This window comes from Synechococcus sp. KORDI-49 (assembly GCF_000737575.1).
In the GTDB taxonomy this organism is placed as follows: Bacteria; Cyanobacteriota; Cyanobacteriia; order PCC-6307; family Cyanobiaceae; genus Parasynechococcus.
Map to the genome: position 1 here is coordinate 572,555 of NZ_CP006270.1, position 16,105 is coordinate 588,659.

The following is a 16,105-nucleotide window of genomic DNA, read 5'->3' on the forward strand; positions in this document are numbered from 1 at the left end:
GGAGTTTCAGCCGAAGCGGTATCCGAAACCCCGCACCGTGCGAATCAGCTGCGGGGATGAGGGTTCCTCCTCGATCTTCTCCCTCAGCCAGCGGATATGAACATCCACCGTTTTGGTATCTCCGACGAAATCAAGTCCCCAGATCTTCTCGAGAAGCTGGTCCCTGCTCCAGACGCGCTTGGGATGCTGGATGAACAGCTCGAGAATCTTGTATTCCTTCGGGGAAAGATTCAGGTCCTGACCGTCCCGGGTGACGCGGCACTCGTTGATGTACAGCGTCAGATTCGCGTGGGTGTAGATCTCAGGCAGAAGGGTCGGCGCTTGGCGTGCCCGGCGGAGCAGGGCACGGCAGCGGGCCACCAGCTCGCGGAGGCCGAAGGGTTTCACCAGGTAGTCATCCGCCCCCACTTCAAGACCCAGCACCCGATCGGTTTCACTGTCCCGGGCACTGATCACCAGGATCGGCGTGTTGTTGTTGAACCGGCGCAGTTCCCGGCAGAGGTCCAGTCCCCCCAGCCCCGGAAGCATCAGATCGAGCACGAGCAGATCCACATGCTGGGACGGCTCGTCGGTGAACAGGCTGAGGGCCTCCGAACCGTCGGCACAGGTGGTCACCTCATACCCCTCAGCCCGGAGAGCCTCTCCCACCGTCTCGCGAATGCTGTCGTCGTCCTCGACAACCAGCAGACGGCTGGTGGCGACTGCCGCAGGGAGGGTTGTCACACTGGTGTGATCAAGACCACATCAGTCTGACCTCAGATCGCGGATCAGTCGACAAAACCCTTGTCCTTGATCAGAAGAATTCGTCGAAGTTGTCGAAGTCCACGGCCTTGAAATTGCCTTGCTCCACCTGCTGCATCAATCGCTCCAGCTGAGCCCAGAGGGCTCCTCCGGTGAGCAGGGAGAGAACCAGAGCCACCAGCAGAGAGGCGCCCGCCGCGAATCCGAAGATCTGAAGACAACAGCCGATGAACAGCGTGATCCCGATCACCGTGCCCGTGTAACTGAGGGTCGTCTCGACGTTGCCGAGAGGCAGCAACGGAAGACGGTCCTGCTTCCAGCGGTCAAGCTTGTTCTGGATCTGACGGCCGAAGGTGAGGCCGCAGAGGATGCCCATCGCCATTCCGACACCCGCGAGCAGATAGGGCGGCTGAGGCGGAACCGCCATCTGCAGCAGCATTTCGAACTGCTCAGCAGTCATCTCCTCATACATCGAGGTCATCGGCGGGAGCCGCGACCTTAGCGATGTCGTGGAGGGGTCAGGCCGCTGCCATGGGATTGAGACGCTGCAGCAGTCCGCCGGCGATACGGGCGGGCCCGAAGGTGCGACCGAGCAGTCCGGCGAGCGCTCGCACATCCTCGGTATGAAGACGATCGTCACGGATCAGCGTGAGCAGCAAACGCCTGCGCAGATCGGCACCGTCACGGCTCAGCAGGAGCCGCAGACCCGCCCCGGCCACTGGCAGAAGCTCCCGTCCGGGGGCGGGGGCGTCCTGACCCACCACCGCCAGCAGACTCTCGAGCCGATCAAGACGCAGGCGACCGTTCTCATCAAAGATCACCTCCAGCAACTTCTCCCGCATCTCGGTGGTGTCACCCGCAAGCAGGCGGCGGGCCACGTAGGGGTAGGCCACAGCGATGATCCGGAACTGGGGATCCAGGCGCAACGCCAGGCCCTCCTGACTGACGACGGCGCGGATGATCAGGGCGAACCGGGCCGGGACCCTGAACGGGTAGTCGAACATCAGCTCCGAGAAGCGGTCTGTGATCGCCTTGAAATTGAACGACCCCACCGAATCTCCGAGACTTCCTCCCAGAACCTCCTCCAGGGCAGGAATGATCGGGGTGAGATCCGCCGTGGGGCTGAGGAAACCGAGGCTCTGGAAATCCCTGGCCAGGGATGCGAAATCGCGGTTGATCAGGTGCACCACAGCTCCCGTGAGAGTGAGGCGGTCGGAATCGCTGATCGAATCCATCATCCCGAAGTCCACGTAACCCACATGCCCGAGATCACCGCTGCGCCCGGGCAGAGCGAAGAGGTTGCCGGGGTGTGGATCGGCATGGAAGTAACCGAACTCGAGCAGCTGCTGCAGCCCGCTGATCACGCCGGTGCGGATCAGGGCTGAAGGATCGAGTCGAAGCGCCTCGAGCTCGGCGCTGTCGCGCATCTTGGCTCCATCGATCCAGGTGGTGGTCAGCACCCGGGTGGAGCTGAGCATCCGCTCCACCTGCGGCACGTACACCGCATCGTTGTCAGCGAACAGAGCCGCGAAGCGCTCGGCGTTGGCCGCCTCCTGGGCGTAATCGATCTCCTCGAACAGGCTGCGGCCGAACTCGTCGATGATGTCGCCGAGCCCGAAGCCGAGATTGAGGGGAAGCAGCGGTGCAGCGGTGATCCCGAGAGCACGGATGAGCACAAGATCCCGCCTCAGGATGAAGGTGAGGTTGGGGCGTTGCACCTTCACCGCCACCCAGGCCTTGCCCTGCAGCCGGGCTTTGTAGACCTGGCCCAGGCTGGCAGCGGCAACGGGGTGGTCGGGAAACTCCTCGAACAGCTCGTGAGCCGGAGCACCGAGTTCCTGCTCGATGCGCTTCAGCGCGATGGCGTGGGGAAAGGCGGGCAGGTCGTCCTGCAGGCGGGTCAGCTCCTCGAGCCAGTCCCGCCGCACCAGATCAGGGCGGGTGGACAGGGCCTGCCCCACCTTGATGAAGCAGGGGCCGAGGCCAGTGAGCGTGTTGAGGATCCTGCGGGCCAGTCGCTGCTGAACCGCCGGATCAGAGCTGCCTCCCTGAATCAGAACCACGATCACCAGTCCTGTGAAGGACCAGACCAGCTGCAGCAGGCGCGGGATGGCCACCCATGGCCTCAGCAGCAACCAGACCAGATCCCGTCCGGGGTCGTATCGCATCGGAACCCGCCTTCACAGCATCAGACTTTAAGAAGAAAAGCCGGATTCGATGACTCTGGTCTCGCTGCTGCGACGGGGACGGGGCCGCAACCTGTTCCTGCCCGCCCACGGCCGCGGAGCAGCACTTCCAGAGGCACTGCGAGAACTGCTGCGCAGCAGGGCCGGGATCTGGGATCTGCCTGAACTGCCAACGGTCGGGGGGCCGCTGGAGCCGGATGGGGCCGTCGCGGACAGTCAGGCCGACGCGGCGGCGGCCATGGGCGTGAAGCGCTGCTGGTTCGGAGTGAACGGGGCCACCGGTCTGCTGCAGGCCGCACTGCTGGCCATCGGACGCCCGGGGGAAGCGGTGCTGCTGCCGCGCAATGTCCACCGCAGCATGATCCAGGCCTGCCTGCTGGGGGATCTCACCCCCGTGCTCTACGACATCCCGTTCCACACCGACCGAGGGCAGCCGGCACCGATGGATGCCTCATGGCTGCAAAGGGTTCTGAGGGATCTGGACACCCCGGTGGCCGCCGCCGTGCTGGTGCATCCGACCTACCAGGGCTACGCAAGAGATCCGGAACCACTGATCCGGTTGCTGCAGGGCAGAGGCTGGCCGGTGCTGGTGGATGAAGCCCATGGCAGCCACTTCGCGGCGGCAGTCGATCCGCTGCTGCCCAGCTCCGCGGTGACCGCTGGAGCTGATCTGGTGGTGCATTCCCTGCAGAAATCCGCCGCGGGTCTGGCTCAGACGGGGGTTCTCTGGCTGCAGGGGGAACGGGTTGATCCGGCTGCTCTGGAACGCAGCCTCGGCTGGTTGCAGACCAGCAGCCCCAGCGCCCTGCTGCTGGCCTCCTGCGAGACGGCACTGGCCGAATGGAGAACTCCACAGGGACGCCGACGGCTCCAGGACCGGCTGAACGAAGCCCGGGGACTGAAGCAACAGCTGTGCCGACAGGGGCTGCCGCTGCTGGACACCCAGGATCCGCTTCGGCTGGTCCTGCACAGCGGCAGCGCCGGCATCAGCGGGGTGGAAGCGGATGCCTGGCTGCTGCCCAGGGGGCTGGTGGCAGAACTGCCCGAGCCAGCCACCCTCACCTTCTGCCTTGGCCTGGCGCGGCACCGAGGCCTGGCCGCTGCCCTGCACCGCAGCTGGCGACGTCTGATTCAGGAACACCCCGGGCGCGTGCCCCAGCCTGCTTTCGAGCCGCCTCCACTCCCCCTGGTGGCATCACCGCTGCTGCCCATCGGTCAGGCCTGGCGTGCTGCGAGCCATTGCGTCCCCCTCGCGGAGGCGGAGGGAGGCATCGCCGCGGAACTGCTCTGCCCTTACCCACCCGGAATCCCGCTGCTGATCCCCGGAGAACGATTGGATCGCGACCGCATCCAGTGGCTGCTGCGCCAGCGCAGGCTCTGGGGCGAACAGCTGCCGGCGAGCGTGCGCATCACCGACAACAGCGGTTCAATGACGCAGACGCCCTCGTCACGAGGATGATCCGCCTGCTGCTGCTGCTGCCCCTGCTGTTGACAGCCCCCGTCCTGGCGGAATCGAGACTGCTGCGCGTGGTCGATGGAGCCGCCAGCTGGTACGGCCCGGGTTTCTACGGGAGACGCACCGCCAGTGGTGAGACCTTTCGCCAGGGAACCATGACCGCGGCCCACCGGACCCTTCCGTTCGGCACGCGGGTGCGGGTGACCAATCTCACGAATGGGAAGACCGTCGTGGTGCGCATCAACGACCGGGGGCCGCATCGGCAGCACCGTGTGATCGACCTTGCCCAGGGTGCTGCGACCGAACTGAAGATGATCTCGGACGGTGAGGTGCCGGTGCGGCTTGAGGTGCTGCCCTGAGGCGATTGTTACGCTGAATTTTCGGTCGCTGAACGACCTGTCGCCGGAAGTCCGTGATCAGCGAGGCCATCCCAGCCACGACCTCGATACAGCTGAAACGCGGTGCGCTGCGTCAACGCGTGCTGAGCGGCACCGCCGTGGGCTGTTTCGGTGCCCTGGTGGTGGTGCTGGGGGGATGGTGGTTCACCGCAGCAGTGGGCGTGATCGTGCATCTGGCGCTGCTGGAGTTCTTCCGGATGGCCCAGTTCAAGGGCATCCGTCCCGCCACCAAGACCACGCTGGTGGCCTGCCAGCTGCTGCTGTTCAGCAGCCAGTGGGCGGTGCAGGGCGGCATGCCGGAAGCGCTGGCGGCCGCTGTGCTGCCACTGGCGGGAGCGGCGATCTGCGGATGGCTGCTGCTTCAGCCGGTGACCGGTTCGATCGCTGACATCGCCGCTTCGATCTTCGGACTCTTCTATCTCGGCTTTCTGCCCAGCCACTGGCTGGCACTGCGCAATCTCTCCGCCCCAGGGCTGGCACCGGCCACGGCGGACCTCTGCAGCAGCGGCCTGGCGATCACCTTTTCGGCCTGCCTGATGATCGTCGGGAGCGACATCGGATCGTGGGCTTTCGGCAAGCGCTTCGGTCGACGCCCTCTGTCGCCCATCTCACCGGCCAAAACGGTGGAGGGAGCCATCGGTGGATTCGTCTGCGCCATGGTCATCGGCCTGATCTGCGCACGGGTGATGGGGTGGCCATGGCAGGGGCTGCCCGGACTGCTGTTGGGAGCCCTGGTGGCACTGATCGCCCTGGTGGGTGATCTGACCGAATCAATGATGAAGCGGGATGCCGGCCTGAAGGACTCCGGGGATGTGCTCCCGGGTCACGGGGGCATCCTCGATCGGATCGACAGCTATCTGTTCACCCCCGCGGTGATCTACTACCTGGTGACGCTGAGCGACCAGCTGCTCACCTGAGCGCACGAAATCTCCTCAGGGGTTCACGCGCGCCTCGCCCTGAAGGGTGAGCTGACCACCCTGCAGGGACGCTTCCAGGATGTGGATCTCAGGGTCCATCGGCAGCAGGGTTGCACCTTGCTCTTCCGTAAGCGGCTGGATCATCACGGTGTTCTGGGCGGCCTTGAGACGGAAGCGGCGGCGTGCCGGGTCCTTCTGGGCCGCCACGGGGGACTGCAGCTCGAGCACGTCGTTGTCGATCCACAGGCCGCCCAGCGGCGTCAATCCCATCAGCTGCTCCGACAGCCAGTCTCCAAGCCAGCGCCAGGGCTCATCGAGAAGCGCGTCATTCAGGTCGCGGCCGGTGATCGTCACATCCCCCTCAAGCCTGAAGGGATGTTGCAGAGCCAGCATCCGACCAGGCTGAAGCAGCTGCAGATCCACCTGTATCGGACCGCTGCTCAGAACCGCATGCTGCAGAGGCAGGCCCTGAAAACGCACCTCCCTGGCCTCCAGCCGCGCCCCCTGCAGATGACCTCGCAGCAACCCGAGACTGGATCCCTGCAGCGAAAGTTCAAGCGATCCGACGCTGTCGCAGCGGCTGCGGACCCAGAGCTTCAGACCGGTGGAGATGAGACTGAGAAGCGGATCAGACACCGGCCAGATACTCCCGGCAACGCTCGGCCACCCGTTCAGGCTGATCGAGATGGGGCAGGTGGCCGCAGAACTCGAAGGTCTCCACCGGACGCTTGAGCAGATCGAGCACCGCCTGTTTCAGACGCGGGCGAAGGATACGATCCTGCGCTCCCCAGATCACATGCAGCGGTTGATCCGGCAGGGGTTCGCCGCAACCGGCGAACCCACCGCTGCGCGCGAAGGCCGCCAGCGCATCCGCCCAGCCCGGGACCTGCAGATGCAGTGAAGCGATCTGTTCCTCCGGTGCGCCGACCGAAGCCGCTGGATCAGCAAAGGCCTGAGAGCAGAGACCCCGGCGCACGCCGGGACGGGAGAGAAACCAGACTCCGAGCCGATCCAGCACGGGGGGAAGCGGCATGGGCCGGCCGCTGAGACCGGCGGGAGCCAGCAGCAGCAGCTGACGGATTCGCTCCGGGTGGCGTCGGGCCAGCTCGACGGCGACAGCTCCACCCATCGATGCTCCGATCAGCCCCACGGACGATGGCGGCAGACGTTCCAGCAGCGCATCAAGATGACGCAGCACCGGCTCCGGGCCATAGCTGGCCCCGGAAGGCCGGGGGGAGAAACCGAAGCCGAACAGATCGGGGATGAACAGCTGAAACCGATCACTCAGCTGCGGTGCCAGGCGACGGAATTCCAGGAAACTGCTGTCGAAACCATGCAGCAGCAGCAGGGGTGGCCCCTCTCCGAGCACCGCCACCGGGAAGGGTTGATCACTTTCGAGACCAGGCAGAAGCCACCACTGAACGGTTCCCGCCAGATCGCGTGCGCGCGGATCGAGCAGAGTCGGTCGGAGCTGGTCCAGCAGCTGGTTCAAGAGGAGAGAAGGCTGGGTTCGGCCGCACCCACCAGTGCTTCCAGCAGGGCGCCAGGGCTCACAGTGAAGGGGAGATGGTGCAGGTCTGATCCCTCGCGGCAGGCGAACTGACACACCCGCTGAAGGTCACTGAGGCTGGCACCCGCGAGTCCGAGGTCATCGAGAGTGACAGGAAGACCCAGCTCCCGCAGCAGCGGGAGCAGCTGACGGTGGGCCTGGCCAGCGAGCCGATTCCCGCCCAGCCGCTCCTCAAGACGAAGTTGAACAAGGATGCCGAAACCCACTTTCTCGCCGTGGAGCACTCCGTGGCAATCGGGCAGCAGGGTGAGGCCGTTGTGAACAGCGTGGGCGGCGACGGTCCGGCAGCGGGCACCCCCCAGTCCACCGATCACGCCGGCCGTGAGAGCACAGGCTTCTGCCGTTCTCACCCATGCTGAACCGGTCGGGTCCTGCAAGGCCTTCGCGCCATCGATCATCAGCTGATCTCTGAGCACTCTCGCCATCTGAACGGCCTGCTGCACGAGCCCGTCGCTGCTGTCACCACTGCTGACAGAGGCTTCGTACCACTTCGCCAGCGCATCGGCGATCCCGCTGGCCAGGGTGCGGGGGGGAGCCTGACGAACCAGGTCGTGATCGAACACAAGAAGATCCGGACAGCGCTCCAGAGCCACATCGCCCTGAAAGGCACCCTCCGGTGAATAGAGGTTGGCCAGAGCGGTCCAGCCGGCACAGGTGGCAGCACTCAGAGGGACGGTGATGCAGGCAAGGCCGAGCCGGGAAGCCAGCAACTTGCCGGCATCCAGCACCTTGCCGCCTCCTGCGGCGATGACGGCATCACAACCGGCGGATTCAACCGCAAGCCGCTGCAGGTCGACTTCACAGCAATCGAAGTCCAGTTCAACGGAACGGGTCGGCAGGCCGGCAGCCTCAAGATCCCGTTCGAGACATTCTCTGAGCCGGGCTGTTGCCCCGCTGCGTCCGAGCAGCAGGGGAGCCGAGCTCAGAGCGGCTATGCGAGGCAGAGCATCCGACCAGGCACCATCCCCCCGCAGCACCGCAGCTGGGGCGATGGCGTGGGTTGAGATGGAACCGACCATCAGACGCCGGCGCCGGCGAGCTGAGGTGTCGCTTCGGCACGTCCCATGTGACGCACCACCACCTTCTTGTTCTCATCCACATCCACCTCAGCGTGATCGCCGTCCTTGATCCGTCCGGAGAGCACCTCTTCGGCGAGGGAATCCTCGAGCAGACGCATCACAGCGCGACGCAGGGGCCGGGCGCCGTAGGCCGGGTTGTACCCCTCTTCCACAAGACGCTCCTTGAAGGCATTGGAGACGGTGAGCGTGATGCCCTTCTCGCCCATGCGACCGAACACCTCCTTGAGCATGATCTCTGCGATCTCCTTGACCTCGTCGCGGCTGAGCTGACGGAAGACGATGATCTCGTCGAGACGGTTGAGGAATTCGGGGCGGAAGTACTGCTTGAGCTCCTCGTTCACCAGGGAGCGGATCCGGGTGTACTGAGACTCCTCGGCGCTCTCGCCGGAGAACTCGAAACCGAGGCCACCGCCACCTTTCTCAATCACCTTCGAACCGATGTTCGAGGTCATGATGATCAGCGTGTTCTTGAAATCGACGGTGCGACCTTTGGAATCGGTCAGCCTGCCATCCTCAAGCAGCTGAAGCAGCAGGTTGAACACATCCGGGTGAGCCTTCTCGATCTCGTCAAAGAGAACGACGGTGTACGGACGGCGACGCACGGCTTCGGTGAGCTGTCCGCCCTCGTTGAATCCCACATAGCCAGGAGGGGAGCCGATCAGCTTGCTGACCGTGTGGCGCTCCATGAACTCGGACATGTCGAGGCGGATCATCGCCTCTTCGCTGCCGAAGAAATAGGTGGCCAGAGCCTTGGTCAGTTCCGTCTTTCCGACCCCGGTGGGGCCGGAGAAGATGAAGCTGGCAATCGGTCGATTGGGATTCTTAAGGCCGACGCGAGCTCTGCGGATCGCCTTGGAGACAGCCTTGACCGCTTCGTCCTGGCCGATGAGGCGCTGGTGGAGGGTCTCCTCCATGTTCAGCAGTTTCACGGACTCGCTCTCGGTGAGCTTCTGAACCGGAACACCGGTCCAGGAAGCAACGATGTGGGCGATGTCCTCCTCATTGACCATGGGGGACGACTCGGAAGCCTCAGGAACCTGACTTTCAGAGGAGGCCTCCGGATCAGGGCTGGCTTCGACACGGTTGTTCTGAAGCAGGGTGCGGATCTGTTCGCGCAGTTCCACTTCCTTTTCGCGCAGCTCTCCGGCCTTGGTGAAGTCCTGATCGCGAACGGCTTCCTCCTTCTGTTTCTGGACGGAACGCAGTTCCTTGTCGACTTCCTTCGCTTCAGGCGGAAGCTTCGAATTGAGCAGTCGCACCCGTGATCCAGCTTCGTCGATCAGATCGATGGCCTTGTCCGGAAGAAAACGATCGGAGATGTAGCGGTCGCCGAGTGTGGCGGCGGCGACGAGAGCGTCATCGGTGATCTTGAGGCGGTGATGCTGCTCGTAGCGCTCACGCAGCCCCCGAAGGATCTCGATCGTGTCGACGATGGAGGGCTCTCCCACCGTGACCGGCTGGAAGCGACGCTCGAGAGCTGCATCCCGTTCGATGTGCTTTCGGTACTCGTCAAGGGTGGTGGCGCCGATGCACTGGAGCTCTCCGCGGGCCAGAGCCGGCTTGAGGATGTTGGCGGCGTCGATGGCTCCCTCGGCGGCTCCAGCCCCGATCAGGGTGTGCACCTCATCGATCACCAGGATCACGTTCCCGGCGGACTTGATCTCTTCCATGATCTTCTTGAGGCGTTCCTCGAACTCACCCCGGTACTTGGTCCCTGCCACCAGCAGGCCGATATCGAGGGTGAGAACGCGCTTGTCTTCGAGGATGTCAGGGATCTCACCCTGCTGGATCCGCTGGGCGAGCCCCTCGGCGATGGCGGTCTTGCCCACGCCGGGCTCACCGATCAACACCGGATTGTTCTTGGTGCGGCGACCGAGGATCTGAATCACACGGTCGATCTCGTTATGTCGGCCGACCACAGGATCCAGCTTGGCCTCCCCTGCGAGCTGGGTGAGATTGCTGCCGAATTCATCCAGGGTTGGCGTCTTGGTGGAACCCTTGGCGCCGCCGCCACCGCCACCGGCAGAGACCTCTGCCGTCTCACCCAGCATGCGGATGACCTGCGTGCGGACCTTGGCCAGATCGACACCGAGGTTTTCCAGCACCCGTGCAGCGACGCCCTCGCCTTCACGGATGAGTCCAAGCAGCAGATGTTCCGTGCCGATGTAGTTGTGGCCCAGCTGACGGGCCTCCTCCAGGGAGAGCTCCAGCACCCGCTTCGCACGGGGCGTGAACGGGATCTCAACGGCGACGAAGCCCGAACCCCGTCCGATGATCTTCTCCACCTCGACGCGGGCATCCTTGAGGTTCACGCCCATCGACTTGAGAACCTTGGCTGCGACTCCGGTGCCTTCACCGATCAGTCCCAGAAGGATCTGCTCGGTTCCCACGAAGTTGTGACCCAGGCGACGGGCCTCCTCCTGGGCCAGCATGATCACCTTGATGGCCTTCTCAGTAAATCGTTCGAACATCGTCGAGGCCGATGCGTAAGTCTTCCCAAGCTATCAGGGTTGAGGGACCTCTGCGAGTGATTGTTTGATTCAGTGACTCACCAGTCTCTGACTGGGCTTGTACAGCCAGAAATTAATAATGAACCCACCAAGATGTGCGGCTTTTTTGTCTTCCGAGGACGGGAAACCGAACATCATCTAGATCGGTCAGCTGGCTACTCCGTTGGCGTGAGCCGACACCACTGGATCAGGGCATCTCGGCCATCTCGGTAGTAGTTGGGGCGGCGACCGGCGATCTGGAATCCATGGGAGTCGTAGAGACCGACAGCGGCAGTGTTGTCAGTGGAGACCTCCAGCGTGGCGTGCCGGGCCCCTTCCATCCGTGCCCGTTGCAACAGGGCGTCCAGCAGCGAACGGCCGAGACCGCAGCGGCGTCGACCCGGATCCACCGCCACCGCTGTGATGTGCAGCTCATCGACCACCAGCCAGCCACAGGCCAGACCCAGCAGGCGCTCCCCCTCGATCAGCCCAAGACACAGCCGTTGCGGCTCCTCCAGTTCACGGCGCCACTGCTCCTCGTTCCACAGTCCCCTCAGGCAGCGTTGATCCAGGTCGAGACAGGCGGACAACCAGGAGGTGTCGAGTTCGATGACGGTGATGGCTGAACCGTTCCGGGGAGCTCTGATTCCTACATTGCCCATCTACGCCGGTCCGTTTTGACTCAGACCATCGCCAGCACAAGGCCCTACGAAGCGGCCCGGGATCCGAGCAGCCCCAACCGCAATCTCGCGCCCCTCACCACGGAGCTGGATGACCAGGACAGGCTTCTCGTTGGCGGCTGCCTGCTGAGCGAACTGGCGCAGCGTTACGGGACACCGCTGTATGTCCTCGATGAGGTGACCCTGCGCAGCACCTGCCGCGCCTACCGGGACGCCCTTCAACGGCACTACCCGGGAGAGTCGCTGCCGGTCTACGCCTCCAAGGCCAACAGCTCTCTGCTGATGAGCAGCATCGCTGCGGCCGAGGGGCTGGGACTGGACGCCGTCTCCGCCGGTGAGCTGCTCACGGCGCTCCAGGGGGGCATGCCCGGTCGGCGGATGGTGCTGCATGGCAACAACAAGAGCGATGAGGAACTGCTGCTCGCCTACGACAACGACGTGACGATCGTGGTGGACAACCAGCACGACCTCGAGCGGCTGGAGCAGCTGGTGCCAGCAGGCGGCGAACCGGCACGCCTGATGCTGCGCTTCACCCCGGGCATCGAGTGCCACACGCACGAATACATCCGCACCGGACATCTGGACAGCAAGTTCGGCTTCGATCCAGACCTGCTGGAGTCGGTGCTGAAGCAACTGGTCGGACAACCCTGGGCGCGACTGACCGGTCTGCATGCCCACATCGGATCTCAGATCTTCGAGCTTGAGCCCCATCGCGACCTGGCCGCGGTGATGGCGGATGCCCTCGGCCTGGCCCGGCGGCTCGGCCACCCGGTGACCGATCTCAACGTGGGGGGTGGCCTTGGAATCCGCTATGTGGAAACCGATGACCCGCCGAGCATCGACCACTGGGTGAAGGTGGTGGCGGAGGGCGTTACCGCGGCATGCCGAGAAAGGGATCTGGAGCTTCCCCGTCTGATGTGCGAACCGGGGCGGTCTCTGGTCGCCACGGCAGGCATCACGCTTTACAGCGTGGGGTCTCGCAAGACGATCCCGGGAGTGCGCACCTACGTCGCCATCGACGGTGGCATGAGCGACAACCCACGGCCGATCACCTACCAGTCTCTCTACACCTGCTGCCTGGCGGACCGGCCCCTGGCGGAAGCCACTGAAACGGTGAACCTGGTGGGCAAGCACTGTGAGTCGGGCGACGTGCTGCTCAAGGACCTCAATCTGCCGACCACCAGCAGTGGCGACATCGTCGCGGTGTTCGCCACCGGTGCCTACAACGCGTCGATGAGCTCCAACTACAACCGCATCCCCCGCCCGGCTGCGGTGGTGGTGAATGACGGAGCGGCTGAGCTGGTTCAGAAGCGCGAGCAGCCGGATGACCTGCTGCGCTACGACGTGCTGCCGGAGCGCTTCCGAGCGGTACGTTGATGGCAGCAGGGAGATGGGCGGGGTGAACGTGCTGGCGGTGGTGGATCCGCGCCTTGTTCTCGACGTCCTGTTTGCCTCTGCAATCGGTTTTCTGCTGTTCTCGCGGGTCAACGAGGCCAGGACCCTCTGGCTGCTGCGCGGCTATCTGTTCCTCGTGGCCACCGCCTGGTTCGTGCAGCGGTTCGCCAACCTGCCGCTCACCTCGAAGCTGGTGGATGCCCTCGTTCTCGCCTGCTCCCTGTCACTGGCGATTCTCTGGCAGGGGGAACTGCGTCGGCTGATGGAACTTCTGGGCACCGGCCGGCTTGCTGTGCTGCTGGGCAATCCCCAGAAGGAGTTCCGTGCCACAGCCGGCACCGTGGCCCACATCACCGACGCCGCAGGAAAACTCTCCCAGCAACGCCGCGGAGCCCTGATCGTTGTCGATCTGGGCAGCGATCTGCGTCCGGAGGATTTCCTCAATCCAGGGGTGACCATCGGAGCCCAGCTCAGCCGGGAGCTGCTGCTCAACCTGTTCGCCGCCGACACACCGCTCCATGACGGTGCCGTGCTGGTGCGAGGCAATCGCATCGAGTCGGCCGGCGTCATTCTTCCTCTGTCCCGTCACAGCGTGAGCCGCTACGGCACACGCCACCTCGCGGCGCTAGGGATCACCGAACGCTTTGACCGCTGCATCTGCATCGTCGTCTCCGAGGAGACGGGCACCCTCTCCCTTGCCAATCAGGGCCGTCTGGAACGTCCGATCACCAGCAGTCGTCTGCAGGAGCTGCTGCGCGAATTGTTCAGCACGGCGGAGGCCCTGCCACCTGCACGACGTACGGTGGGGAGCTCCCCGTCAGAATCGCTGTCTTGAGCCGACCACCGGCTGCCAGCACCGACGCCGCTCCCCGTTCCGTCTGCCCGCCGGAGCTTGAGATCGCTCGGCTTCCATCCCATGTGGCGGTGATCATGGACGGAAACGGCCGTTGGGCCGAGTCCCGCGGCCTGCCGCGGGTGATGGGTCACCGCGCTGGGGTGGAGGCCCTGAAATCGACGCTTCGCCTCTGCAGCGACTGGGGCATCAAGGCTCTCACCGCCTATGCCTTCTCCACGGAGAACTGGGCGAGGCCCGGCGATGAGGTGAATTTCCTGATGACTCTGTTTGAACGCGTTCTCCAGAAGGAGCTGCGGTCGCTGGAGCAGGAACAGGTGCGCATCCGTTTCCTGGGCGATCTGGAAGGACTGCCGGAAAAACTGCAGGAGCTGATCGCCGATGCCACCGACCGGACGGCCGGCAACGATGGCATTCACTTCAACGTCTGCACCAATTACGGCGGACGACGCGAGCTGGTGCGCGCTGCCCAGAGGCTCGCCCAGCGGGCGGCAGATGGCGAGCTCGACCCCCTGCAAATCGATGAGAACAGCGTTGCGGCTGAGTTGTTCACCGCCGGCGAGCAGGATCCCGACCTGCTGATCCGCACCAGTGGTGAACACCGGATCAGCAACTTCCTGCTGTGGCAACTGGCCTACGCGGAGATCCATGTCACCGACGTCTTCTGGCCTGATTTCGGCCCTGAAGCCCTGACCAGAGCCCTGCTGGACTATCAGAGCCGTCAACGCCGCTTCGGGGGCCTGGATCCGATTTCGCCATGACGCTGACCCTGCGCCACGACTGGACCACCGAGGAAATCCTGGCCCTCCTCCGGCAGCCCCTGATGGAGCTGCTGTGGCAGGCCCAGGCCGTGCACCGGGAAGCCAACCCCGGTTACAAGGTGCAGTTGGCCTCGCTGCTGAGCGTCAAGACCGGGGGCTGCGAAGAGGACTGCGCCTATTGCTCTCAGTCGATCCACAACAGCAGCGACGTCACAGGCTTCGATGCTCAGATGCAGGTGGAGCCCGTGCTTCAGAGGGCACGGGCCGCGAAGCAGGCCGGTGCCGACCGCTTCTGCATGGGCTGGGCCTGGCGTGAGATCCGTGACGGCACCCCCTTCGAGGCGATGCTGGAGATGGTGAGGGGCGTGCGCGAGCTCGGCCTGGAAGCCTGCGTGACCGCAGGCATGCTCACCGACCGACAGGCGGAACGGCTCGCCGATGCCGGGCTCACTGCCTACAACCACAACCTCGACACCAGCCCCGAGCATTACGACCGGATCATCTCGACCCGCACGTACCAGGAACGGCTGGAGACCCTGCAACGGGTCAGGAAAGCCGGGGTGACCCTCTGCTGTGGAGGCATCATCGGCATGGGCGAATCGCTGAGAGACCGCGCCTCAATGCTTCAGGTGCTGGCCGGCATGGATCCCCATCCGGAGAGTGTTCCGGTGAACGGTCTGGTGGCTGTGGAAGGAACGCCCCTACAGGACCAGGCTCCGTTCGAGCCACTGGACCTGGTTCGGATGGTGGCGACAGCGCGGATCCTGATGCCCCGCGCACGCGTGAGGCTCAGCGCCGGGCGTGAATCGATGAGCCGGGAAGCCCAGATCCTCTGCCTGCAGGCCGGAGCTGATTCGATCTTCTACGGCGACACCCTCCTCACCACCGGCAATCCGGATGTGGAGGCCGACCGGCAGCTGCTCAGGGATGCAGGGGTGCAGGCCAACTGGCAGGAGAACGCGGAATCCCCCGTCAGCTGCGCTCCTTGAGAGGCAACGCATTCGGGAGCCTGGCTTGCGCCCTGAGCTAAGACAGAACTGCATTCACTCCCCTGTCATGCGTCCGTTCCTTCTGGCATTGCTGCCGATTCTGCTGGCTCCTGCAGCAGCTCTCGCTCAGAAGGAGATTCCCAAGGCTGCCGGTCATGACCAATGCCCCATGGGCTATGTGAACACCCTCGGCACCACGTGTGTCTCGCCCGTCTACTACGAGGTGGCTCCCACCAACGGCGAGGCATGTCTGGAGGGGTGGGTGAACATCGGCGCCGGCTACTGCAAGAAGAAGAAGGGGCCCCTCGGAATCCTCTGAATCACGCCATCCCCCCGCGGAGTTCCGCCATGCCGCGAGAGATTCCAGCCCAGGAGCAGTCACGCAAATGGTTTCGCAGCCATCTGCTCGGCCGTGAGGTGGAACTGCAGGATCTCTACGAACTTCCCCAGGGGGAGCTCGATCTGCTGATGGCCGAAACCGCCGAGATTCGGTCCGACCCCGAAAACCGCGCTCGCAGCCATGGACGCTGGTGCACGGCGGGTTATGTGCTGGAGCTGGCCCGGATTATCGATACCCGACGGGACAACTGA

Annotated in this window: 16 protein-coding genes and 1 pseudogene; 9 read left to right on the forward strand and 8 right to left on the reverse strand. The window is 64.4% G+C overall.

What is annotated here, in order from left to right:
* Positions 1-6: 6 nt before the first annotated feature.
* The 3 genes from KR49_RS03115 to KR49_RS03125 form a co-directional block, all read right to left on the reverse strand.
* Positions 7-723, reverse strand: a complete 717-nt coding sequence (locus KR49_RS03115) for a response regulator transcription factor (protein ID WP_043691498.1) — start codon at positions 721-723, stop codon at positions 7-9.
* Between the two features lie 70 nt (positions 724-793).
* Complete coding sequence (locus KR49_RS03120; protein WP_043696613.1) at positions 794-1,213, reverse strand: hypothetical protein; 420 nt, start codon at positions 1,211-1,213, stop codon at positions 794-796.
* A 46-nt stretch (positions 1,214-1,259) separates the two neighbouring features.
* Entirely contained in the window at positions 1,260-2,909 is a 1,650-nt protein-coding gene (locus tag KR49_RS03125) for an AarF/ABC1/UbiB kinase family protein (RefSeq protein ID WP_043691501.1), read from the reverse strand.
* 49 nt (positions 2,910-2,958) lie between these two features.
* Here KR49_RS03125 and KR49_RS03130 point away from each other — a divergent pair, with 49 nt between their 5' ends.
* From KR49_RS03130 to KR49_RS03140, 3 genes and pseudogenes are all read left to right on the forward strand, one after another.
* Positions 2,959-4,386 (forward strand): lysine decarboxylase, encoded by a 1,428-nt coding sequence (locus KR49_RS03130; RefSeq protein WP_052378147.1) that lies wholly within the window; start codon positions 2,959-2,961, stop codon positions 4,384-4,386.
* Positions 4,387-4,445: 59 nt separating this feature from the next.
* A pseudogene (locus KR49_RS03135) lies at positions 4,446-4,742 on the forward strand (septal ring lytic transglycosylase RlpA family protein); the annotation flags it as partial.
* Positions 4,743-4,795: 53 nt separating this feature from the next.
* Positions 4,796-5,698 (forward strand): phosphatidate cytidylyltransferase, encoded by a 903-nt coding sequence (locus KR49_RS03140; RefSeq protein WP_052378148.1) that lies wholly within the window; start codon positions 4,796-4,798, stop codon positions 5,696-5,698.
* 15 nt (positions 5,699-5,713) lie between these two features.
* Here KR49_RS03140 and KR49_RS03145 read toward each other — a convergent pair whose 3' ends face one another.
* From KR49_RS03145 to rimI, 5 genes are all read right to left on the reverse strand, one after another.
* The gene (locus KR49_RS03145) at positions 5,714-6,334 is read right to left on the reverse strand and encodes a DUF2993 domain-containing protein (protein WP_043691504.1); all 621 of its coding nucleotides are present in this window, start codon (positions 6,332-6,334) and stop codon (positions 5,714-5,716) included.
* Positions 6,327-7,190 carry an alpha/beta fold hydrolase gene (locus KR49_RS03150; protein ID WP_043691508.1) on the reverse strand — a complete coding sequence of 288 codons (864 nt, stop codon included), beginning with the start codon at positions 7,188-7,190 and terminating at the stop codon, positions 6,327-6,329. The genes KR49_RS03145 and KR49_RS03150 overlap by 8 nt, the downstream gene beginning before the upstream one ends.
* Positions 7,187-8,287, reverse strand: coding sequence for an iron-containing alcohol dehydrogenase family protein (locus KR49_RS03155; protein WP_043691511.1), 1,101 nt, complete (start codon positions 8,285-8,287; stop codon positions 7,187-7,189). Before KR49_RS03155 ends, KR49_RS03150 begins: the two co-directional genes overlap by 4 nt.
* Positions 8,287-10,818, reverse strand: a complete 2,532-nt coding sequence (locus KR49_RS03160) for an ATP-dependent Clp protease ATP-binding subunit (RefSeq protein WP_043691512.1) — start codon at positions 10,816-10,818, stop codon at positions 8,287-8,289. Before KR49_RS03160 ends, KR49_RS03155 begins: the two co-directional genes overlap by 1 nt.
* A 194-nt stretch (positions 10,819-11,012) precedes the next feature.
* Positions 11,013-11,498, reverse strand: a complete 486-nt coding sequence (rimI, locus tag KR49_RS03165; RefSeq protein ID WP_052378149.1) for a ribosomal protein S18-alanine N-acetyltransferase — start codon at positions 11,496-11,498, stop codon at positions 11,013-11,015.
* Between the two features lie 15 nt (positions 11,499-11,513).
* Between rimI and lysA the strand changes: the two genes are divergently transcribed.
* From lysA to KR49_RS03195, 6 genes are all read left to right on the forward strand, one after another.
* Positions 11,514-12,893, forward strand: coding sequence for a diaminopimelate decarboxylase (gene lysA / locus KR49_RS03170; protein WP_043691516.1), 1,380 nt, complete (start codon positions 11,514-11,516; stop codon positions 12,891-12,893).
* Positions 12,894-12,906: 13 nt separating this feature from the next.
* Positions 12,907-13,746 (forward strand): diadenylate cyclase CdaA, encoded by an 840-nt coding sequence (gene cdaA / locus KR49_RS03175; protein ID WP_370593972.1) that lies wholly within the window; start codon positions 12,907-12,909, stop codon positions 13,744-13,746.
* Complete coding sequence (locus KR49_RS03180) at positions 13,743-14,525, forward strand: isoprenyl transferase (protein WP_043691519.1); 783 nt, start codon at positions 13,743-13,745, stop codon at positions 14,523-14,525. Before cdaA ends, KR49_RS03180 begins: the two co-directional genes overlap by 4 nt.
* The gene (gene bioB, locus KR49_RS03185) at positions 14,522-15,514 is read left to right on the forward strand and encodes a biotin synthase BioB (protein WP_043691522.1); all 993 of its coding nucleotides are present in this window, start codon (positions 14,522-14,524) and stop codon (positions 15,512-15,514) included. Before KR49_RS03180 ends, bioB begins: the two co-directional genes overlap by 4 nt.
* Positions 15,515-15,581: 67 nt before the next feature.
* Positions 15,582-15,833, forward strand: coding sequence for a hypothetical protein (locus KR49_RS03190; RefSeq protein WP_043691525.1), 252 nt, complete (start codon positions 15,582-15,584; stop codon positions 15,831-15,833).
* 29 nt (positions 15,834-15,862) lie between these two features.
* A complete protein-coding gene (locus KR49_RS03195) occupies positions 15,863-16,105 on the forward strand; it encodes a hypothetical protein (RefSeq protein ID WP_043691529.1) in 243 nt (80 codons plus the stop codon).